We start from the raw sequence: 22,440 nt of genomic DNA on the forward strand, positions 1-22,440 counted from the left end.
TATCTCTTGAGAATCGTGCTAAAATAGTAGCAAGTACTACTCAAGGAGGATTTTATGACTACCCTATTTGACAAAATTAAAGAAGTAACCGAGCTCAGTGCTACTTCAGGCTTTGAAGCTCCTGTACGCGACTACCTTCGCAAAAACATCACCCCACTTGTAGATGAGGTCCAAACAGACGGTCTCGGTGGTATTTTCGGTATCAAGCATAGCCAAGCAGAAAATGCCCCTAAGGTGCTTGTGGCTGCCCACATGGATGAAGTTGGGTTTATGATTAAGGAAATCAAAGCAGACGGGACTTTCCGTGTCGTCGAACTTGGTGGTTGGAACCCACTGGTTGTCAGCTCACAACGCTTTACCCTACACACCCGTGATGGTCGTGTTTATCCTGTTATCTCAGGTTCGGTGCCACCTCATTTCTTACGTGCTAGTGGCGGGGCTTCAAGTCTTCCTAGTGTTTCTGATATCGTCTTTGATGCTGGTTTTGCCAACCAAGAAGAGGCTAATGCCTACGGTGTTTTCCCAGGTGAGGTCATCATTCCTGAATCAGAAACGATTCTCACAGCCAATCAAAAAAATGTGATTTCTAAAGCTTGGGACAACCGTTATGGTGTTCTCATGATTCGTGAACTCTTGGAAAACGTTAAAGATCAAGAACTCAATAATACTCTAATTGCTGGTGCCAACGTTCAAGAAGAAGTTGGTTTACGTGGTGCCCATGTTTCTACCACTAAATTTGATCCTGAAGTTTTCTTTGCAGTGGACTGTTCTCCTGCAGGTGATATCTATGGTAATCAAGGTAAGGTAGGTGATGGTACCCTTATTCGTTTCTTCGACCCAGGTCACATCATGTTGCCAAATATGAAAGATTTCCTTTTGACTACAGCTGAAGAAGCTGGTATCAAATACCAATACTACTGTGCTGCGGGCGGAACAGATGCTGGTGCTGCTCACTTGCAGAATGCTGGTGTCCCATCAACAACTATCGGTGTTTGTGCCCGTTATATTCACTCGCACCAAACCCTTTATGCGATGGATGACTTCCTAGAGGCACAAGCCTTCTTACAAGAGATTGTTAAGAAGTTGGATCGTTCAACAGTGGATTTGATTAAAAACTACTAAGACAAGGAGTAACCCATGATTATTGGTTTTATTGGCGTTGGAAAGATGGCGACAGCCATTATCAACGGCCTAAATACAAGCTCACATCGTATCATTATTTCAGGGTCTTCCTTGGCTCGTTCACGCCAAATTGCAGAGGAACTAGAGGTTGAAGCTGCTGCTTCCCATCAAGAATTGTTGGATAATGCTGACTTAGTCATTCTTGGTATCAAACCTCAAATGTTTGATAAGGTACTAACTGGCCTCAATTTCCATCAACCTATCATGAGTATGGCTGCTGGAGTAACCTTAGAACGCCTCGCTTCACTCACCAGTCCAGACCTTCCTCTCATTCGTATCATGCCTAACCTTAACGCTCAGATTCTCAAGAGCACTACTGGTCTTTGTACTAACGATAAGGTATCCGAGGACCTTTTGGCAGTTGCCAAGGAAATCATAGACAGTTTTGGAACCACTGTTGAATTGGCTGAGAAGGACTTTGATACCTTCACTGCCCTAGCTGGCTCTAGTCCGGCCTATATCGCCCTCTTTATCGAGGCTCTGGCTAAGGCTGGCGTCAAAAATGGCCTAAGTAAGCAGGTCGCTCTGACCATTGCCACACAGACGGTTCTAGCTACCGCTGAAAATCTCAGTCTTGGTAGCGACAGCCCACATGATCTTATTGACAAGGTCTGTAGCCCTGGTGGGACTACTATCGCCGGTCTCATGGACCTTGAGCGTACAGGCCTCACCCATAGTGTAGTTTCAAGTATTGATACAACCATTGCTAAAGCCAAAAAACTATAAGAAAAAAGCTCGGAAGATTCCGAGCTTTATTTGATATATGGCGCTAAAAATTGTAAGAGTAACAACATTGAAACCGCAATGCTATTGTTAATGATATGGGCCATGATACAGTACTCTAACTTTTGAAACTTACGATATGCTATTCCAAGGGCAAGACCCATACCTGCATATACAATCCAAACACCGATACTATTCGGCATATGAACAAGGCCAAAAAGTAAACTACTAACAATCAAGCCAACAATAGAATATGGATTAAAGACGCGTCCCATGAGGAGCCCGCGAAAAACCAGCTCTTCCACAATCGGTGCCATAATTACCGCAAACGTTATGAGGAGGAAGGGATTCATATGGGCATTTTCTATGGCTGCCTGATTGGTGCTATTACTAACACCTTCCATCATCATGACCATAGAACCAATCCTAGTAACGATATAAATACCTAGGTAGGTCAAGCCAATCATACCCCAGGCCTTCAGGGAAGAAAGGGCCTTAAAGCCTTCGAAAAGCCCAAGACGTTTTCCTAAGAAAAGAGCTCCTGCGCTCATAAGAAGCAAGACAAAAATTAAGAGACAGACCAGCCTTATATCTTTGACACCTAAATAGATGGTTGGAACTTGATCAATAATTAGTATTAGGAAAGCTAGTAAAAAATAAAGAAAGCGTTTGAGAATTGACCCTTTGTTCATGAGAATCCACCTCTTTTCATCATTTATTTGTATCTTTATTATAATACAATAAAACTTACTTGACAAGACAAAAAGAGAACGAGAGGTGAATTTTTCAAGATAATATAGGCTCTTATCCTATTTTAGATAGGATGAGACGAATAAGAGCAAATCCCAATACTAAGCCATAGAGCAAGACTGATAAGACTGTAACATATGGCAACTGAATATTGACAAAGGCATATAGAGCAATCAAAGCAAAGATAAGCAAAAACTCTAAAATCAGAGTTGCAACTGCTGTCGCCATTAAAATCTGTTTATTTCGCTCATCATAGGCAGCAATATACATCTGGTGAAGACGTTTAGGATGAGTAAGCGTCGCAAAATAATAGATTGACAAGACATAAACCCCAATGGTAAGTCCTAAAACTAAGCCTAGAGCATAATCACTAAGACTGTTAGAGCGAATAATAAACAATCCCAAAACACCCAAAGACAAAAGAGAACAGGCTACTCGTGTAATGTATTTCTTAAACTCATCCTCTGTTTTTCTCTTTCCTACTAACATTTTTATTAACATATCTTAACACTCCCTTTATTATCCTTTATAAGAGCAATATAACTTTTTTCACTGACAACTTTAAACACTTATTCACCTTAAACGAAAAGACTGAGTAGTACACTTATGCTATTGTTTAAGATATGAACACCCATACTGTACTCGATACGCTTAGTCTTATAATATGTTATCGCAAGACCAGCTGACATAATACCATAGATGACAATTGTCTGAAGCGTAAATGCTGAGTGACCAGCCATAAAGAGAAGACTGGAAATAACAAGACCCGTCTTAAAGTATTTTCCAAAGAGCACCTTGGCTAAGAGTCCCCTAAAAATGATTTCTTCCATAATCGGAATAATAAAACCGGCGACTACTAGGTGAAGATAGAATGGTACGTGGGCAAAGATATCATTTAAAGCATCTTGATTTTCCATAGTCGCATTGTGTGTTAACTGACCAATAAAATACCCTAGAAGATCACCTAGGAAAAAGATGACGAGATTAAGAGAAGCAATCGCAACGAGACGTCTCCAATTAATCTCTTTAAGCGATAAAAGTTTAAATCTATAAGCAATCACGATAAAAATAGTCAAACTCCCTAATGCCCAAATACCGTAACCTATTTGCTCCACAAGTGAAAACTTACCATCCTGAGTAAGTAGCGGGAAAGCACCTAATAGTGTTAAATCTAAGATTAGTAGAGTGAGCGCTAAAACAATAACACCAATTTTCTTCATGACTTGTTTAAACATATCTTTTCTCCTTAATCTTCCTCAAAAATAAAGACTTCTTCAATAGTCTTTCCAAAATATCTAGCAATTTTAAAAGCTAGTTCCAACGACGCATTATAGCGACCTTTTTCGAGTGAAATGATGGTCTGTCTCGTGACCCCCATTTCATCTGCTAACTCTGCCTGACTAATCTTATTAGCCTTGCGAAGTTCCTGAATTTTTGTTTCCATGTGGTACCTCAACCTTATCGTTTATTCTCAAATAGTTAAACTCCTTACTTTTCTTTGTTAAGTTAACTTTACATTTATAGTATAGTCTACTTTACATATTTTGTAAAGCCTCTTTTACATTTTTTGTAAAGTTTTCTTTACTTATAGAATTACACATAAATAGAAATAGTCGAATGATTCTGTCAGAGCATTCAAAAAAGCTGGCCAATCACTCAGCCAACTTTTCTGGTCTTATCAAATTTTTGATAACTTATTTAGTTTTAAGGCGCTCAACATCACGCGCAATCACCAACTCTTCATCCGTTGGGATAACAAATACTTTAACAGCTGACTCTGCTGTTGTAATGTCGCCTACATGTCCAAAGACATTCTTTTCAGGATCCACTTCAATACCAAACCAAGTGAGACCATCCAAGACTGAAGCACGAACTTCTGCAGAGTTTTCACCAATACCTGCTGTAAAGACGATAGCATCCGCTCCGTTCAACACACCGAAGTATTGAGCAATGTATTTACGCAAACGATCCACATAAAGATTATAGGCTAACACACATTTTTCATCGCCAGCATTCTTACCAGCAATGATATCACGCATATCACTTGATTTTTCAGAAATACCAAGGAGACCTGATTCCTTATTAAAGACGTGACGGATACGCTCAGCATCTGCCATTTCAGGCTCACGGTCGATAACAAATGGAATAATCGCAGGGTCAAGATCCCCAGTACGTGTTCCCATCATAACGCCACCAAGTGGTGTCAACCCCATTGACGTGTCTACTGATTTACCACCATCAACGGCAGTAATTGAAACACCATTTCCCACATGGGCTGTGATAATCTTAGTTTCTTCAATTGGCTTACCTAACAACTTAGCTGCTTCTTGAGAAACATATTGGTGGCTAGTTCCGTGTGCTCCATACTTACGGACTTGGTAGTCTGTATAGTAACGATTAGGCACTGGATAACGGTAGGCCACTTCCGGCATAGACGTATGGAAGGCTGTATCAAAAACAGCAACACTCGTAATATCTGGGAGGAGCTCCTTAAAGGCCCGAATCCCTGAAGCTGCACCTGGATTGTGCAAAGGTGCTAAGGCTGACAATTCTTCAATCTTAGCCAAGGCATCTTCATCCACCAAGCTTGATTCTTTGAAATATTCTCCACCAGCAACCACACGGTGACCAACACCTATAATTTCATCATAACTCTTGATAATATCAAAACGAATCAAATCATCAAGCAAGATTTTTACTGCCTGAACATGGTCAGCAATATCTAGGGTTTGCGATTCTGAACGGTCATCAAATTTTACTGTTGAAACAGAATCTTTCAAGCCGATACGTTCAATCAAACCCTTAGCAAGAACAACTTCATCTGGCATCTCATATAGTTGCCATTTCAAGCTTGAGCTTCCTGCATTAATTGCTATTGTTTTTGTCATAAGCCACCTCTTTGTAAAACGCTTTCAATAATATAGTCCTATTCTAACATGTTTTGCTAGAAAATGGAATTATCTGATTTCCATTTTTGGAAATTATCTGTAAAATCCTTGAGGACCTCTGGGTTTTGCAAATCGCTAAGTGGATAAACAAAGGTCTCAGGAGCATTTTCAGTTTGTTTTTTAAGCACAAAGATAGACTTCATGTTATGTTTATTGCCAAAAGCTGCTTCTGGAAGAGTGATAACGGCAATAATATCAGCATAGCCTGATAGCCATTTCTTAAGCAAATCACTTTGTGGGCTTGTCAAAAGATTAGTTGGTGCCAAAAGAATAGCAATACCATCTTTCTTCAAGTACTTGAGTGATTGCTCCATAAGAAGGTGATGGGCATAGGTGTGTTCACCAGTTGCTGCAACCTTGAAACGACTCGCAATCTCATCATTAGGGTAGTAACCAACAGGTAGGTCACTAATAATAACATCACTCTCTTTGAGAATGTGTGGTCGAACAGCATCTTCTTGGATGTAAACTGCACTTGAATTCACCACATCAGCAATACTAGCTGACAAATCGATAAGGAGATCGTCAACTTCCATTCCCATATAATTAAGGTTTTTCTGACTATTATTTAGAAGAGTTTCAGCCAAGTTTCCTGTCCCCGAACCAATCTCCAAAACATCTAATTGGTCGTCCTTGGTCAAACCTTCAAGTAGGTAGAGGATGATAAATCCAATAGCATCAGGTGTAAATTGGTGATTGGCTTGTAAGGCTTCCAATTGCCCTAGCTTGATAAACAAGAACTGAAAAGCACGACGCCACTCCTCTTTACTTAGATTAAGGGAACGTAATTTCTCGTTGTTTTTGATGATGACTTCATTAGCTACCTCAGCCCCCAAATAATAGGAATTTTGCTCGATAAGGGCATCGTAAGCATGGGTTCCAAGATCATTTTCAATGGTTTGGACATTTTCTAACAACAGCTCAAAGGCTGTCTCAATTGCTTCAAAATTCATGATTTCCTCCGTCCTTCTATCATATCAAAAAGGAAAGAGAATTTCTATTTCTGCTCCTGCTTCTTCACATAACGATAGGTCTTGATTTGGCCTTTACTGGCAACTCTAACAATCACTTGTTTGTCCTTAACCTCATAAGTCGTAGTTCCCTGAGAGAAACTAAAAGCACCTGCTTCCTTGTCCGCCAAGTCCATGGTCATCTCTGCCATGAGACGACTCTGACTGGAGATCATTTGCGCTTGGTTCTGTCTAGAGCTAGCAACCACCCGCTCCAGATAAACATGCAGAAGAAGTGTGAAAATGCCAGCCATAAAAAGAGCGTAGAGAAGAACGCCTCCCCTAACCTGTTTTTTCAAAAGCATAAACAAAACTCCTTTGTAGCCCATTTTTAAGAGTCACTTGGATGGTGACTATCTGGTTATTTTGACTAATTGTACTAGCTTTTACATTGAAAAGCATTGGTTGGTAGCCTCGACCGTCAGCATTTGTTTTTCGAAAATCAGTAGCACTTGATAGTCCAAAAGCTAAGTCTTGATTATCCTGCTTGACATAGAGTTTGTTCCCCTCTACCTTTACCAACTGACAACCTTCTAATTCTGCCTCCATTTGTTGAACAAATAGAAGCCAGTCTTGGCTTTCTTGTTGCTTGACCTGCTTAACATTGCTCACCAATACTGTGGTCAGACCTTGATAAACTTGAACTGAACCAGCAATCACCAACAAGGCCACTAGACATTCCAAGAGGGTAAAAGCACGAACCTTGCTATTGAGAGACATGAATAATCTCCTTTCCTGATTCATAAACCGCGATACCTTGCTTGCTACGTTTAACTGTCACTGTGATGCCATTTAAGGTCAACTGATCCTGTTTGGTCTGAACTGCCATGGTTGCCACACTCAAGACCTCCTGTTGGTGGAGATTCCTAGCCATTAGCCTACGATTGGTATTGATTTGTTCCAAAATAAGACCACTGACAAGTACTAAAACAGCCATTGCTACCAGGCTTTCGATAAGAATATAGCCTCTAAGAGACCGTCTTTTTATATTTACCGCTGCCCATATTAAGCTGATAGGTCACCACCTCCTTATCACTTGAAAAACGAATCTTTGTGAGGCTAGAGTTGCCTCCTTTGGCATCAAACACTAGCGTCTGCCCCTTATCCAGATGTATATTTTTAGGAATCACCAGACTTGATTTTCCGTTACTGATTTTATCCTTGGCCAACTGCAATTCAACATTGGACCCTTCCGCCGCTGCCAAGCGCTGACTATCTCGGTATAGGTACTCAAAGCGCAGATAAAAAAGATTAGTCTCAACCTGCTGAAAAATACCTGTGACTGAGCCTGATAAACTCAGAGTGAGAAAGGCAACCACTGCTAAAGTCACCAGACTCTCCAACAAGGTAAAGGCTCTAATTGGCCACTGAGCGGCTTTCGCCACCATGTTTCGCATAGTAATCATTGTATGAATCTGCCTGTTTTTGCGTGATTTGACCTTCTGAAACAAGAGCGGCTAAGCTAGCTGTCTTGTTATTCTTCATTTCATAAAGTTCTGCTTGAGAATCCACGACCTTGACCACAGCCGCATTTCCAGTCTCTTTAACAGAATCCTTCTGCTTGCTCAAGTTAGGTACAAAGAGCAAAAGGAGAATACTGATAATGAGAAGCACGACCAGCATTTCAATCAGCGTAAAAGCACGTAATTTAACGGCATTCAATTTTTTCAACATCATTTTCATGACATCATTCCTTCCATATTTTGATACATTGGTAATAGCATAGCTGCATAGATCATTACAATCACGACAGCAACAATAACAAAAATGAGGGGTTGCACAAAGGTTGTTGCCTTATTAAGACGGTTAAAGAAAGCCTGCCAAACCTCTTCAGCATAGACTTCTAACTCATAGCCCAACCTAGCATTAGCCTCTCCATAAGCAATAATTAAGGATAGTTCCTTAGTGAAGAAAGGGTGACTAGCAATACGGTCAGGAAAACTCTGTCCTAGCATCAAGGCTTCTTCTAAATCAGTCCCCAGCTCACGAAAGAGCTTGGACTTTTGCTCTTTCATTAGAGCAACCAAGTCTAGCAAGTCAATACCTTGCCCTAAGAGATTTCCCCATTCTCTAGCATAATAGGCGGTCGTATATAGCCTGACAGTTTGGCCTATAAAAGGGATTTTTGCCATTCGTCGATAAAAGACAAGGGCTGGCTGGCGTTTCACCCATAGATAGAGAATTAAGCTTAATACAAGCAGTCCGCACAAAGTCACAAAAAAGAGCTGGGGAAAGATTTGAACCAACTGTACAGCCCAATTATCCTTACCATCACCCTCTAACAGTTGAGGTAAAAGATAATTTTTAAGTCCTAACATAATCAGAATCAGGAAACCCAGGAGTAGGATAGGGTAGGTCGCTACCTCCATGAGTTTCTTGCGAACCTTGGTCATGCGAAGCATGTAGGTTTCAATCTTGGTTAAACTACCTAGAAGATTACCGTGCTTATCAGCAAGGGCAATCTGAGTAACAATATTGTCCGAAAAACCCACTGACGCAAACATCTGGTCTAGCCTGTCGCCTCGCATTAAGCTTGCTTTCATAAGAGATAATGACGATTCTTTCAACAAGTGACTTCGCTCCAAAAAGGCTACGATTTCAGTTAAAGTAAACCCTGCCTTTAGAAGTTGTTTGAAAAGCTGGATAACCTTGACTTGCTGATTAATCTTTAATTTTTTCCCCTTGGATATCCCCTTCAGTGAGATATCCTTGTTGAACCAAGCCTTCCAACTGTTGGTTCCAGCTGGTTGACGAATGGCTTTGGAAATTTTCACTGGCAAAATCAATCACACCTCCTCCCTTAATCAAACGCATATAGGCAATCCCTTGAAGAGCATTATCCAACTCAGACTTATCTACACCAAGGTCCAGAAGACGCTCATAAACACCTGCCACACTCTTTGCGTGAATAGTTGAAAGAACAGTCACTCCTGTCAGACTAGCTCTAATAACCGCTCGAGCAGTCTCCTTATCTCGAATTTCTCCAATAATCAAAACATCCGGGCGGTGACGTAGTGATAGCTTAATCAAATTATCATAGGTCATGTCAATTGCCTGATTTACCTGGAGTTGCAAGACATTATCCTGTTTAATTTCCACAGGATCTTCAATCGAAATCACCTGCTGTCCCTTAAAACGCTCCTGAACCAATTCATGCATAAGCGTAGTCTTTCCAGAACCTACGGGACCTGCAAAGAGATACAAGCCACGATAATCCAAAGCATCCATAATCGGCTGGATTCCTTGATTCCAATACACCAATTCTCGACGTTCGGAATGTAGAACACGAATAACTAAACTTTCTAAGCCGCGATAATCCCCAACGGTTGATAAACGCAGAGAAACCCTTTGACCATCACCACAATCATAGTCACAGGAACCTAGTTGACTCCTACGCTTCTCACCCACCATCATTCCCGCCACAAATTTAAAGTGACCAATAAGACTAGCCATGAAATCAGGCCGATATACATCAATTAATCTCCTCTCCTGGCCAACTCGCATATAGAGCTCGTAATTATCCTGACGTGGAATGACATAGATGTCTTGAGCCCCACAACTATCAGCATTTTTGATCATTTCCTTAGCAAATTCTGTTACCATAAGGACCTCCTCATAAACCTATTCGTAAAAAGTTTAAGAAAATGAAAAGAAGCCCGAAAAAAATTCGAGCTTCTGCATTGTTTAACGTTTAATTTTACAGTGGGCATGATTTGGAAGATCATTTCGCTTTTCATATCCCGGACGGTATTTTTCCTCAGGAATTTCCTGCCAATCATCCAAAAGAGCAATCGATTGATAGACCTGCAGGTATTCGTCACACTCCTCACACCAGTGTTTATCCTCTTGGTCCCAAAAAGCAGTCATGACACTACTACGGCTGATATAACTTGGCAAGGTTTCTTCCATGGCAAACCAAAGTTTTTTATAGTACTTGAGGGCATCATAAAAATTTTCAAATTCCTTAGTACTGATGATATCTTCTTGCCAGCCTTCTAAGAACCACCACGGTTCCAAATCCCCTTTCATTTCAACTACTTGGTACATTTTTCTTTCTCACTTCATCTTTGGTGTTCCTATTATACAAAATTTTCTGGAAAAGATAAAAAAAATGGTCTTATATTTTATATTTATCAAAAATTGAAGAAATTCTAGTCATATAAATACGAAAAGAACTCACAATGAATTGTGAGTTCTTTTGATTTCGTTTTAGTCTTCAGATGATTCCACAATTGCTTCATCAACAGCAATATTTTCAATAACTTCAACTTCGTTAACTGAAAGTGGTTCAATGTTACGGTAACGAGCCATACCTGTACCAGCAGGAATAGTCTTACCAATGATAACATTTTCTTTAAGACCAAGGAGATGGTCTTTCTTACCACGGATAGCTGCATCTGTAAGCACACGTGTTGTTTCTTGGAAGGAAGCCGCTGACAAGAATGAATTTGTTTCAAGTGAGGCTTTCGTAATACCAAGAAGAACTGGACGAGATGTTGCAGGAACACCACCAGAGATAACAATATCCTTGTTAGCATCTGTGAAGTCAGAAATGTCCATAAGTGTACCTGGAAGGAGATCTGTATCACCTGGATCCATAACACGTACTTTACGAAGCATTTGACGAACCATTACTTCGACGTGTTTGTCACCGATTTCTACCCCTTGGCTACGGTAAACTTTTTGTACTTCTGCAAGAAGATAAGTTTCAACTGACAAGGTATCACGCACTTCAAGGAGACGTTTAGGTTGGATTGACCCTTCTGTCAAGGCTGCACCGCGGTGTACTTCGTCACCCACTTCAACTTTCATACGAGCTGTAAATGGAACAACGTATTCACCCATTCCAGTCTTACCTTGAACGAAGACTTTCTTAGTACGTGTTGCGGCATCTTCTTCGATTTCAATAACAGTACCTTTAACTTCAGTGATAACCGCTTCCCCTTTAGGGTTACGTGCTTCAAAGATTTCCTGGATACGTGGAAGACCCTGTGTGATATCGGTGTTTGAGGCTACCCCACCGGTGTGGAAGGTACGCATAGTAAGCTGTGTACCAGGTTCCCCGATAGATTGAGCGGCGATAGTACCAACTGCTTCACCAACTTCAACCGCATCACCTGTTGCCAAGTTGATACCGTAACAGTGACGGCAGACACCGTGACGTGTGTTACATGTAAAGACTGAACGGATAGTTACTTCTTCAACACCAGCATTGACAATAGCAGCAGCCATGTCTTCAGTAATCAAAGTATCTGGACCTACGATTACTTCACCTGTTGTAGGATTCTTAACTGATTTCTTAGTGTAACGACCTTGAAGACGTTCTTCAAGTGTTTCCGTAACTTCTTTACCGTCAGTAATCGCACGGATGAGAAGACCACGGTCTGTTCCACAGTCATCTTCACGGATGATAACATCTTGGGCAACGTCAACCAAACGACGAGTAAGGTAACCTGAGTCGGCTGTCTTAAGGGCCGTATCGGTCATACCTTTACGCGCACCGTGAGTAGAGAAGAACATTTCCAAAACGCTCAAACCTTCACGGAAGTTTGAAAGGATAGGCAATTCCATGATACGTCCGTTAGGAGCGGCCATCAAACCACGCATACCGGCAAGTTGAGAGAAGTTAGAGATGTTACCACGAGCTCCTGAGTCCATCATCATAACGATTGGGTTCTTAGGATCTTGTGTCTCAATCAGACGTTTTTCAAGTGCTTCTTTCGCTTCACGCCATGTTGTTGTAACAGCAACATAACGGTCATCATCTGTCATCAAACCACGACGGAAGGCCTTGTTAATTTCTTCAACACGGTGGTGAGCAGCATCGATAATTTCTTGTTTGTTATCGATAACTGGGATATCGGCGATACCCACTGTCAAACCAGCAAGTGTTGAGTGGTAGTAACCAAGGTCTTTCAAACGGTCAAGGAAGGCTGATGTTTCAGTCGTACGAAGACGTTTGAAGGTTTCAGCGATGATGTTACCAAGATTTTTCTTCTTGAATGGCGCATTAATTTCCAAACTATCAATAACTGTTTGGATATCTTGACCTGGTTCAAGGAAGTACTTATCTGGTGTACTATCTGTCAAGTTCTCATTTGTTGTTTCTTGAAGATATGGAATTTCTGCTGGAATGATTGAGTTAAAGAGAATCTTACCAACAGTTGTAACCATAATCTTGTGAAGTTGGTTTTCTTTCCAAGGTTTATCAGGCATGCTGTCTACTGCGATACCGACACGACTATGCAAGTGAACATAACCATTACGATAAGCCATAACTGCCTCATCAATATCCTTGAAGACCATACCTTCACCCTCACGGCCTTCTTCTTCCATAGTGAGGTAGTAGTTCCCCAATACCATATCCTGAGATGGCGTAACGACTGGTTTACCGTCTTTAGGGTTAAGGATGTGTTCAGCCGCAAGAAGGAGCAAACGTGCTTCAGCTTGAGCTTCTTCAGACAATGGAACGTGGATGGCCATTTGGTCACCGTCAAAGTCGGCATTGTAGGCCTCACATACCAATGGGTGAAGACGAAGGGCCTTACCATCAATCAAGACAGGTTCGAAGGCCTGGATACCCAAACGGTGGAGGGTAGGTGCGCGGTTAAGAAGTACTGGGTGTTCCTTGATAACATCTTCAAGAATATCCCAAATACGTTCATCACCACGTTCAACCATACGTTTAGCGGCTTTCACGTTACCTGCGTATTCACGCGCAACGATTTCACGCATCACAAATGGTTTGAAAAGTTCGATGGCCATCAAACGTGGCACACCACATTGGTACATTTTAAGTGTTGGACCAACGGCGATAACGGAACGTCCAGAGAAGTCAACACGTTTACCAAGCAAGTTTTGGCGGAAACGACCTTGTTTACCTTTAAGCATGTGGCTCAAAGATTTAAGTGGACGACTACCTGGTCCAGTGATTGGACGACCACGACGTCCATTATCGATAAGGGCATCTACCGCTTCTTGCAACATACGTTTTTCGTTTTGCACGATGATACCTGGGGCATTCAATTCAAGCAAACGAGCCAAACGATTGTTACGGTTGATAACACGACGATAAAGATCGTTCAAGTCAGATGCCGCAAAACGTCCACCATCCAATTGAACCATTGGACGAAGGTCTGGTGGCAATACTGGCAAGATGTTAAGCACCATCCATTCTGGTTTGTTACCAGACTTGTAGAAGGCATCAAGAACGTCCAAACGACGAACAGCTTTAACACGTTTTTGACCAGTTGCTGTTTTCAACTCTTCTTTGAGTTCAGCAATTTCAGCTTCCAAATCTACTTGTTTCAAGAGATCTTGGATAGCTTCGGCACCCATTTTAGCGACAAATGAACCATGTCCATACTCTTGCAATTTTTCACGATATTCACGTTCTGTCAAGAGAGATTTTGGTTCAAGTGGTGTTTCCTTTGGATCAATAACCACATAAGCTGCGAAGTAAATAACTTCTTCAAGCGCACGAGGACTCATGTCCAAAGTCAATCCCATACGAGAAGGGATTCCCTTGAAGTACCAGATGTGTGATACTGGTGCTTTCAACTCGATGTGACCCATACGTTCACGACGAACCTTAGCACGTGTTACTTCAACACCACAGCGGTCACAAACGATACCTTTATAACGGATACGTTTGTATTTCCCACACGCACATTCCCAGTCTTTGGTAGGACCAAAGATCACTTCGTCGAAGAGACCTTCGCGTTCTGGTTTGAGCGTACGGTAGTTGATTGTTTCAGGTTTCTTAACTTCACCATAAGACCATGAACGGACCTTAGTTGGTGAAGCTAGTGTGATTTGCATACTTTTAAATCGATTTACGTCAACCACTAATATTACCTTTCTTTTGTTCTATTGACAATAGCAGCGCTATTCTCACCTTTATCAGCTACCTTAGCAGAGAGAGTGAACTCCCTCTCTAAAGCTTATTTTATTCTGTTTTATCTGAAGCTTCTTTAGCTTTTTCTAATTCAGCAGCTTCTTTGGCTTGTTGTACACGTGCTTTTTCAAGATCATCAACGTGCATGACATCATCGTCTTCACCTTCATCAAGATCACGTAATTCAACTTCGTAGTCATCCTCATCAAGGACACGCATATCAAGACCAAGTGATTGCAATTCTTTAACAAGTACCCGGAATGATTCTGGTACACCTGGTTTTGGAATTGGTTTACCTTTAGTGATAGCTTCATAGGCTTTCAAACGTCCGTTAACGTCATCTGACTTGTAAGTCAAGATTTCTTGAAGGATATTTGATGCACCATAAGCTTCAAGGGCCCAAACCTCCATCTCACCGAAACGTTGTCCACCAAATTGTGCTTTACCACCAAGAGGTTGTTGGGTAACAAGTGAGTAAGGACCTACTGAACGAGCGTGAAGTTTATCATCAACCATGTGGTGAAGTTTGATCATGTACATGACACCAACTGACACACGGTTATCAAATGGTTCACCTGTACGGCCATCGTAAAGGATTGTCTTAGCATCACTATCCATACCTGCTTCACGAACAGTATCCCAGAGGTCTTCTGAGCTTGCTCCATCAAAGACTGGTGTTGCGATGTGAATACCCAAGTTACGTGCAGCCATACCAAGGTGAAGTTCCATAACCTGACCGATGTTCATACGTGATGGCACCCCAAGTGGGTTCAACATGATATCAACTGGTGTACCGTCTGGAAGGTAAGGCATGTCTTCAACCGGAACAATACGAGAAACAACCCCCTTGTTACCGTGACGACCGGCCATCTTATCTCCGACCTTGATCTTACGTTTTTGAGCGATGTAAACACGAACAAGCATGTTAACACCTGATTGCAATTCATCACCGTTTGCACGTGTGAAGATTTTAACATCACGAACGACACCATCACCACCGTGAGGGACACGGAGTGACGTATCACGTACTTCACGAGATTTATCACCAAAGATAGCGTGGAGAAGACGTTCTTCAGCAGAAAGGTCTTTTTCACCCTTAGGTGTTACCTTACCAACAAGAATGTCACCTTCTTTAACCTCAGCACCGATACGGATAATACCCATTTCGTCAAGGTCTTTGAGGGCTTCTTCACCAACGTTTGGCAATTCACGTGTGATTTCTTCAGGCCCAAGCTTTGTATCGCGTGTTTCTGATTCGAATTCTTCCAAGTGAACAGATGTATAAACGTCATCTTTCACAAGACGCTCACTCATGATAACGGCATCCTCGAAGTTGTAACCTTCCCATGTCATGTATGCGACGATAGGGTTTTGACCGAGGGCCATTTCTCCACCTTCCATAGATGGACCATCAGCGATAAAGTCACCTTTTTCAACAATATCGCCAACCTTAACCAAAGTACGTTGGTTATAGGCAGTACCTGAGTTTGAACGACGGAATTTTTGAATAGTATAAACATCAAGAGAACCATCTTCACGACGAACTTCAACTTTATCAGCATCAGAGTAGACAACTTTACCGTCGTGTTGGGCGATAACTGCAGCTCCTGAATCGTGGGCAGCTTGATATTCCATACCAGTACCAACATAAGGTGCTTTAGGATCAATCAAAGGCACAGCCTGACGTTGCATGTTGGCACCCATAAGGGCACGGTTAGAGTCATCGTTTTCTAAGAAAGGAATACATGCTGTCGCAACGGCAACTACCTGTTTAGGAGAAACATCCACGAAATCTACAAGGTGTGATGGGTACTCTTGGTTATTACCTTGATGACGACCCATAACGATTTCTTCTGCAAATGTGCCATCTTCATTCAATTTAGAGTTAGCCTGAGCAACTGTGTACTCATCTTCTTCGTCGGCAGTCAACCAAACTACTTCGTTGGTTACTTTACCAGTTGCACGGTCAACCTTACGATATGGTGTTTGAATGAAACCATACTTGTTAAGGTGTCCATATGAAGACAAGTTATTGATCAAACCGATGTTAGGTCCTTCAGGTGTTTCAATTGGACACATACGACCGTAGTGCGTGTAGTGCACGTCACGAACTTCATATCCGGCACGGTCACGTGTCAAACCACCAGGTCCCAAGGCTGACAAACGACGTTTGTGTGACAACTCTGACAATGGGTTGTGTTGGTCCATGAACTGTGACAACTGTGAAGAACCGAAGAATTCTTTAACAGCTGCAGTTACAGGGCGAATATTGATGATTTGTTGTGGTGTCAAGACTTCGTTATCTTGAACCGACATACGCTCACGTACGTTACGTTCCATACGAGCCAAACCAATACGGAATTGGTTAGCAAGCAATTCACCAACCGCACGGATACGACGGTTACCAAGGTGGTCGATATCGTCTACTTTACCGATACCTTCAGCAAGGTTGAGGAAGTAGCTCATTTCAGCCAAGATATCCGCTGTTGTCAAAGCACGAACTTTATCATCTGGGTTGGCATTACCAACAATTGTAACCACACGATCTGGATCATTTGGTGCAACAACCTTGAATTTTTGAAGAACAACAGGTTCTGTAACCACCGCATAATCGTTTGGTGTGTATACAAATTTGTTCAAATCACCATCCAAGTATTCTGCGATTGAATCAATCACATCACGTGTCATTTCAGTACCAGCTTCAACAAGGATTTCACCTGTTTCAGGATCTACCAAGTTTTCAGCAATTGTTTGTCCCAAAAGACGTGTCTTGATGTTAAGTTTTTTATTGACTTTGTAACGACCAACAGCAGCCAAGTCATAACGACGTGGATCAAAGAAACGAGCTACAAGCAAGCTACGTGAGCTGTCGGCAGTTTTTGGTTCACCTGGACGAAGACGTTCATAAATTTCTTTAAGCGCTTCATCAGTACGTGAATCTGCTGGGTTTTTGTGGATATCTTTTTCAATGGTATTACGAACCAACTCGCTATCACCAAAGATATCAACAATTTCGTCATCACCTGAGAATCCAAGCGCACGCACAAGTGTTGTGAATGGAATCTTACGTGTACGGTCGATACGAGTGTAGGCAATGTCTTTTGAATCTGTTTCAAGCTCAAGCCATGCCCCACGGTTAGGGATAACTGTTGATCCATAACCCACTTTACCGTTTTTATCAACCTTATCGTTAAAGTAAACACCAGGTGAGCGCACCAACTGAGAAACGATAATACGTTCACCACCATTGATGATGAAAGTACCCATCTCAGTCATAATAGGGAAATCTCCGAAGAAGACTTCCTGAGTTTTGATTTCACCAGTTTCTTTGTTAATAAGGCGGAAAGTCACAAAGATAGGTGCTGAGTATGATGCATCGTGGATACGAGCTTCTTCAAGTGTATACTTAGGCTCTTTCAATTCGTAACCAACGAATTCCAATTCCATAGTGTCTGTGAAGTTTGAGATAGGAAGTACATCCTCAAAAACCTCTTTAAGACCAGTATCCAAGAATTCTTTGAATGAATCCGTTTGGATTTCAATCAAGTTTGGTAAATCAAGAACTTCTTTGATTCTTGAAAAACTACGACGGGTACGATGTTTCCCGTATTGAACGTCATGTCCTGCCAAGTCTTCTACTCCTTTTCTACATTCGAGACTTGCTTTGCAAGTCGTGCACTTTAAATATTTGTCTTCTGCCTTTTTCAGTTGCTTGTCCTATTGACAAGTGATCAAACACCAAGGTCCACTTAGCTGATTAATGATAAGCGAAAAACTTAATCTGTGAATTTTTAGAACCTTTAAATATGCATTACAACACTTGAAAATCCTAAAAATAAGCACAAAAATAGCAGCTAAATCTGACCGAAAAAACGTTGATTTAACTGCTGTATCTCTTGATTGGACAATATTTCAACCAAGTAAGACGACAAATAGTTGTCTATATTATACCTAATTTTTTACTTTTTTGCAAGTTTTCTTGGCAATTCCTAATGCCCTCCAAGAATGCTAGACCAGGCTTTTTGATAGTCACTGTCGGTTCCACCAATAGCAAACTTGTAAGTCGTATCTCCAGGTCCATTTTTAGCCCAGTAAGTATCAACCATTTCACCACTTACAGAAACATTACGACCATTGACAGACACTGTTGCTGGTTTAAGACCTGTTGATTTGAGTACACTTGCCTTAATGGCACTTGAATCGATATTAAACTTGTCTCCAGTTTTAAAAATACCTGGATTAGCATTATAGATAGCGGAAGTCAAACGAGCCATATATTGCGCATTATAGGTGTAACCCGTTTTAGAATTGGTTGGTGTATTATTGTCATAACCAGCCCAACCACCAAGAGTAATACCAGGCGTTGACACAATCAACCAAGCATCCGCAAAGTTATCTGTCGTTCCTGTTTTTCCCATCCAGTCCGCTGAGGCTGCTGCACCATTGACATTTTTCAATTCAGAATGAAATTGAGTTGTTGCTCCCTTAACTACCACTTCTTTGAGCAAGTTATCCATGATGCTAGCCGTAGCTCTTGAAAAGACTTGAACCCCTTCAGATTTATGCTGATAGATAACTTCGCCAGTCCGGTCGGTAATACTATCAATCATATAGCCCTTCTCATAGACGCCACCATTTGAAAGCATTTGATAGGCATTTACCTGTTGGGCAACCGTGGTTTCAATTCCTCCACCAAGAGGCAAACTCTCGATATTGTAATTAGCAATCTTATAACCCATCTTGGTCATGTAACCCTCAACATCAACATCATGACGTTGAAGCATTTGGTAAGTCCAAAAGGCTGGAATGTTCCATGAGGTATTGAGTGCCTCTTGTAGGTTCATCATAGCTGTACCTTTATCACCATCATGGAGAATAGGCGTTCCACCCGTAAAATTAGTTGGGTAGTTAGAAAGGATACTTGAGCTACCCATCAAACCTTGATCAATAGCAATTCCATAAGCGATAATAGGCTTAATAGATGAGCCTGGGGAGCGTGCCGTATCAAAGGCATGGTTATTTTGATTATTTTCGTAACTACGACCACCAACAAATCCTAGAATTGCTCCAGTCGCATTATCCATGAGCACATTTCCGACTTCAACTCCACTATTGCCACCTTGGTCGAGGAGGCCACCATATTGACTCGCAGCATCTTGCATCGCATTATAAACTGCATTATCAATAGTTGTCTTAACGCTGTAGCCACCGGTTTGGAGCTCTTGAAGGGCTCTCTCACGATAGCTTTCCTTTGTCTTATCATTTTTCAAATCTTGACTCGATACCTTGTCACGTTTAACGAGGTAATCATACATGACATCCTGAGCCTCAGACATGACAGAATAGTACAAATAGTCATGACTTACGGCATCAGACTTCTCACCAGCCTTGAAATCTTTAGTGATGTCATAACTCTTATAGCTTTCGTACTGCGACTTATCTAGATAGCCGCCACGATAAAGATTGTAGAGTACATCTTGTTGACGTGCCAAGCCATAAGAAAGATCCTCTGCGTTTTTTAATTGACCGTCAGCTGTATAAGGTGAGTAGACAATTGGGCTCTGTGGTAAACCTGCCAGATAGGCAGCCTGAGGAACTGTCAAATCCGCTGTAGATACGCCAAAGATACCTTGAGCAGCCTCCTCAATACCAGCAATATTTTTCCCCTTGTTATTACGTCCAAAAGGAGAAACATTCAGATAATCGGTTAAAATTTCATTTTTAGAAACACGACGCTCCAATTGTAAGGCATAGATAATCTCTGCCGCCTTACGTTTAAAGGTTGGTGCATCTCCTGTTACCTGTTGCTTAATTAACTGCTGCGTTAGCGTCGAACCACCACTTGAAGAGCCAACTCCCAAAACTGATGACACCAAAGCCCTAAATACTGCCTTTGGCACAACACCCTTATGCTTCTTAAAATTTTCATCCTCAGTCGCAATGATGGCATTTTTGACATTGTTAGAAATCGCATCACTCTCAATAGGTGTTCTCAGCAAGTCAGTATCAATATCCGTAATCTTCTTAGAATCGGAATAGCTCATCGAAGATACCAAACTAACCTCACTAATCTGATTCAACAAGGTTTTGTCCTTAATCGACGGAACAGACTCAATTTGACTCCCCAAATAACCCAAACCAATTCCTGCACCGAACAAGGTAAGGACGATAATAACCACATAAAAGAAATCAGACAAAAGCTTTAAGGTTTTTAAGAAAACATCGCCCATGTCTAAGAGTGTCATCCGGTCCTCAGTCGACTTTCTCCCTTGCTTACGATTCCACTTAGAATCAGTCGTAGCTTTCCTTTCATTAAAAGATTTATCCCCTCTTTTAGACCTAAAACCAGCAAACCTTGTGCGAATAGCCTGCCCTAGTCGTCTAAAATAATTTATTATTTTTTCAAAATTCATAGAAATACCTCAAAGCCTATTATAACAAACTTTGACAAAGCTTGCATAGGCCTACTTTCTTTTGGTATAATGGTGCAGAATATACTTTACTGGAGAATATCATGACAATTTTTGAAGAACTAAAAGCACGTGGCTTGATTTTTCAAACCACAGATGAAGAAGCCCTTGTAAAAGCCTTTGAAGAGGGACCCGTCTCATACTACACTGGTTATGACCCAACAGCAGACAGTCTCCACCTTGGACACCTTGTCGCTATCCTTACAAGTCGCCGACTTCAATTGGCTGGACACAAACCTTACGCCCTCGTTGGTGGTGCAACAGGTTTGATTGGTGACCCATCATTTAAAGATGCCGAACGTAGCCTCCAAACCAAAGAAACCGTTGAAGGTTGGGTTGAAAAAATCCAAGGTCAGCTTTCTCGTTTCCTTGATTTTGAAAATGGTGACAATAAAGCCGTTATGGTCAACAACTATGATTGGTTTGGTTCAGTCAGCTTCATCGATTTCTTGCGTGACGTGGGTAAATATTTCACAGTTAACTACATGATGAGTAAAGAATCTGTTAAGAAACGTATCGAAACAGGTATCTCTTACACTGAGTTTGCCTACCAAATCATGCAAGGTTACGATTTCTACGAACTCAACGATAAGTACGGCGTAACCCTCCAAATTGGTGGTTCTGACCAATGGGGTAACATGACAGCAGGTACTGAGCTCTTGCGTCGTAAAGCGGACAAATCTGGACACGTTATCACAGTTCCACTTATCACAGATTCAACTGGTAAAAAATTCGGTAAATCTGAAGGTAACGCTGTCTGGCTTGATGCTACTAAAACAACACCTTACGAAATGTACCAATTCTGGCTCAACGTTATGGATGACGATGCTGTTCGCTTCTTGAAGATTTTCACTTTCTTGTCACTTGAAGAAATCGAAGAAATCGGTAAAGAATTTGACCAAGCTCGTCACCAACGTTTGGCACAAAAGATTTTGGCTCGCGAAGTTGTTACCTTGGTTCACGGTAAAGAGGCCTACGAACAAGCTGTTCACATCACTGAACAACTCTTCGCTGGTAATCTTAAAGCTCTCTCAGCACGCGACCTTAAAGTTGCCCTTAACGGTGTCCCAACTTATGAGATCTCAGCAGATGAAAATCTGAACATCGTTGAACTTCTCGTCAACGCTAAGATTTCACCTTCTAAACGCCAAGCACGTGAAGATGTACAAAACGGTGCTATCTACATCAATGGTGAACGTGTGCAAGACTTGGATTACACTCTATCAGATGCAGATAAAATTGATAATGAAATTACTGTTATCCGTCGTGGTAAGAAGAAAAACTTTGTCTTGACTTACTAATTTATAGCTATTCTCACTCCTTAATGGAGTGAGTGTTTTTTTACCAAAAAAGAGCAGTCGGATTCCCAACTACTCTCTTCAGAATCATAACCACCCGTCTAACGGGTGGTTTGATCAAGGGCTATAAGCCCATAATACCAGCCAGCGCCTAAAGACGCT

20 protein-coding genes are annotated in these 22,440 nt (G+C 41.5%); 3 read left to right on the forward strand and 17 right to left on the reverse strand.

Annotated elements, in window-relative coordinates:
- Positions 1-54: 54 nt before the first annotated feature.
- Positions 55-1,122: a glutamyl aminopeptidase gene (gene pepA, locus H7T98_RS07425; RefSeq protein ID WP_183137346.1), complete on the forward strand. Its 1,068-nt coding sequence runs from the start codon at positions 55-57 to the stop codon at positions 1,120-1,122.
- Positions 1,123-1,137: 15 nt separating this feature from the next.
- Positions 1,138-1,908, forward strand: coding sequence for a pyrroline-5-carboxylate reductase (gene proC, locus H7T98_RS07430; RefSeq protein ID WP_183137347.1), 771 nt, complete (start codon positions 1,138-1,140; stop codon positions 1,906-1,908).
- 26 nt (positions 1,909-1,934) lie between these two features.
- Here proC and H7T98_RS07435 read toward each other — a convergent pair whose 3' ends face one another.
- The 17 genes from H7T98_RS07435 to pbp1b form a co-directional block, all read right to left on the reverse strand.
- Complete coding sequence (locus H7T98_RS07435) at positions 1,935-2,597, reverse strand: CPBP family intramembrane glutamic endopeptidase (RefSeq protein ID WP_183137348.1); 663 nt, start codon at positions 2,595-2,597, stop codon at positions 1,935-1,937.
- Positions 2,598-2,709: 112 nt separating this feature from the next.
- Positions 2,710-3,156: a hypothetical protein gene (locus H7T98_RS07440; RefSeq protein WP_013991259.1), complete on the reverse strand. Its 447-nt coding sequence runs from the start codon at positions 3,154-3,156 to the stop codon at positions 2,710-2,712.
- 77 nt (positions 3,157-3,233) lie between these two features.
- Positions 3,234-3,890 carry a CPBP family intramembrane glutamic endopeptidase gene (locus H7T98_RS07445; RefSeq protein ID WP_037601483.1) on the reverse strand — a complete coding sequence of 219 codons (657 nt, stop codon included), beginning with the start codon at positions 3,888-3,890 and terminating at the stop codon, positions 3,234-3,236.
- A gap of 11 nt (positions 3,891-3,901) precedes the next feature.
- Complete coding sequence (locus H7T98_RS07450) at positions 3,902-4,099, reverse strand: helix-turn-helix transcriptional regulator (protein ID WP_002885716.1); 198 nt, start codon at positions 4,097-4,099, stop codon at positions 3,902-3,904.
- A 250-nt stretch (positions 4,100-4,349) separates the two neighbouring features.
- Positions 4,350-5,543 carry an acetate kinase gene (locus tag H7T98_RS07455; protein WP_037601479.1) on the reverse strand — a complete coding sequence of 398 codons (1,194 nt, stop codon included), beginning with the start codon at positions 5,541-5,543 and terminating at the stop codon, positions 4,350-4,352.
- 56 nt (positions 5,544-5,599) lie between these two features.
- Entirely contained in the window at positions 5,600-6,556 is a 957-nt protein-coding gene (locus H7T98_RS07460; RefSeq protein WP_201061593.1) for a class I SAM-dependent methyltransferase, read from the reverse strand.
- 44 nt (positions 6,557-6,600) lie between these two features.
- Positions 6,601-6,918: a competence type IV pilus minor pilin ComGG gene (comGG, locus tag H7T98_RS07465; RefSeq protein ID WP_021144683.1), complete on the reverse strand. Its 318-nt coding sequence runs from the start codon at positions 6,916-6,918 to the stop codon at positions 6,601-6,603.
- Positions 6,896-7,333 (reverse strand): competence type IV pilus minor pilin ComGF, encoded by a 438-nt coding sequence (gene comGF, locus H7T98_RS07470; RefSeq protein ID WP_002887014.1) that lies wholly within the window; start codon positions 7,331-7,333, stop codon positions 6,896-6,898. The genes comGG and comGF overlap by 23 nt, the downstream gene beginning before the upstream one ends.
- Positions 7,320-7,550 (reverse strand): competence type IV pilus minor pilin ComGE, encoded by a 231-nt coding sequence (gene comGE / locus H7T98_RS07475; protein WP_021144685.1) that lies wholly within the window; start codon positions 7,548-7,550, stop codon positions 7,320-7,322. The genes comGF and comGE overlap by 14 nt, the downstream gene beginning before the upstream one ends.
- 31 nt (positions 7,551-7,581) lie before the next feature.
- On the reverse strand, positions 7,582-8,010 hold the full coding sequence (gene comGD, locus H7T98_RS07480) for a competence type IV pilus minor pilin ComGD (RefSeq protein ID WP_253183813.1): 429 nt from the start codon (positions 8,008-8,010) through the stop codon (positions 7,582-7,584).
- On the reverse strand, positions 7,970-8,284 hold the full coding sequence (gene comGC, locus H7T98_RS07485; protein ID WP_037611125.1) for a competence type IV pilus major pilin ComGC: 315 nt from the start codon (positions 8,282-8,284) through the stop codon (positions 7,970-7,972). The genes comGD and comGC overlap by 41 nt, the downstream gene beginning before the upstream one ends.
- A gap of 8 nt (positions 8,285-8,292) precedes the next feature.
- The gene (gene comGB / locus H7T98_RS07490) at positions 8,293-9,393 is read right to left on the reverse strand and encodes a competence type IV pilus assembly protein ComGB (protein ID WP_175057819.1); all 1,101 of its coding nucleotides are present in this window, start codon (positions 9,391-9,393) and stop codon (positions 8,293-8,295) included.
- Positions 9,275-10,216 carry a competence type IV pilus ATPase ComGA gene (gene comGA / locus H7T98_RS07495; protein WP_002885658.1) on the reverse strand — a complete coding sequence of 314 codons (942 nt, stop codon included), beginning with the start codon at positions 10,214-10,216 and terminating at the stop codon, positions 9,275-9,277. The genes comGB and comGA overlap by 119 nt, the downstream gene beginning before the upstream one ends.
- Before the next feature lie 81 nt (positions 10,217-10,297).
- Positions 10,298-10,660, reverse strand: a complete 363-nt coding sequence (locus tag H7T98_RS07500) for a DUF1033 family protein (protein ID WP_002887019.1) — start codon at positions 10,658-10,660, stop codon at positions 10,298-10,300.
- A gap of 162 nt (positions 10,661-10,822) precedes the next feature.
- Complete coding sequence (gene rpoC / locus H7T98_RS07505; protein WP_037603707.1) at positions 10,823-14,461, reverse strand: DNA-directed RNA polymerase subunit beta'; 3,639 nt, start codon at positions 14,459-14,461, stop codon at positions 10,823-10,825.
- 100 nt (positions 14,462-14,561) lie between these two features.
- Complete coding sequence (gene rpoB, locus H7T98_RS07510; protein ID WP_002892041.1) at positions 14,562-18,140, reverse strand: DNA-directed RNA polymerase subunit beta; 3,579 nt, start codon at positions 18,138-18,140, stop codon at positions 14,562-14,564.
- Between the two features lie 359 nt (positions 18,141-18,499).
- Positions 18,500-20,923: a penicillin-binding protein PBP1B gene (gene pbp1b / locus H7T98_RS07515; protein ID WP_048790862.1), complete on the reverse strand. Its 2,424-nt coding sequence runs from the start codon at positions 20,921-20,923 to the stop codon at positions 18,500-18,502.
- Between the two features lie 101 nt (positions 20,924-21,024).
- Here pbp1b and tyrS point away from each other — a divergent pair, with 101 nt between their 5' ends.
- On the forward strand, positions 21,025-22,281 hold the full coding sequence (gene tyrS, locus H7T98_RS07520) for a tyrosine--tRNA ligase (protein ID WP_021144690.1): 1,257 nt from the start codon (positions 21,025-21,027) through the stop codon (positions 22,279-22,281).
- Positions 22,282-22,440: the final 159 nt, after the last annotated feature.

This window comes from Streptococcus sp. 23.2, assembly GCF_016648665.1.
In the GTDB taxonomy this organism is placed as follows: Bacteria; Bacillota; Bacilli; order Lactobacillales; family Streptococcaceae; genus Streptococcus; species Streptococcus salivarius_E.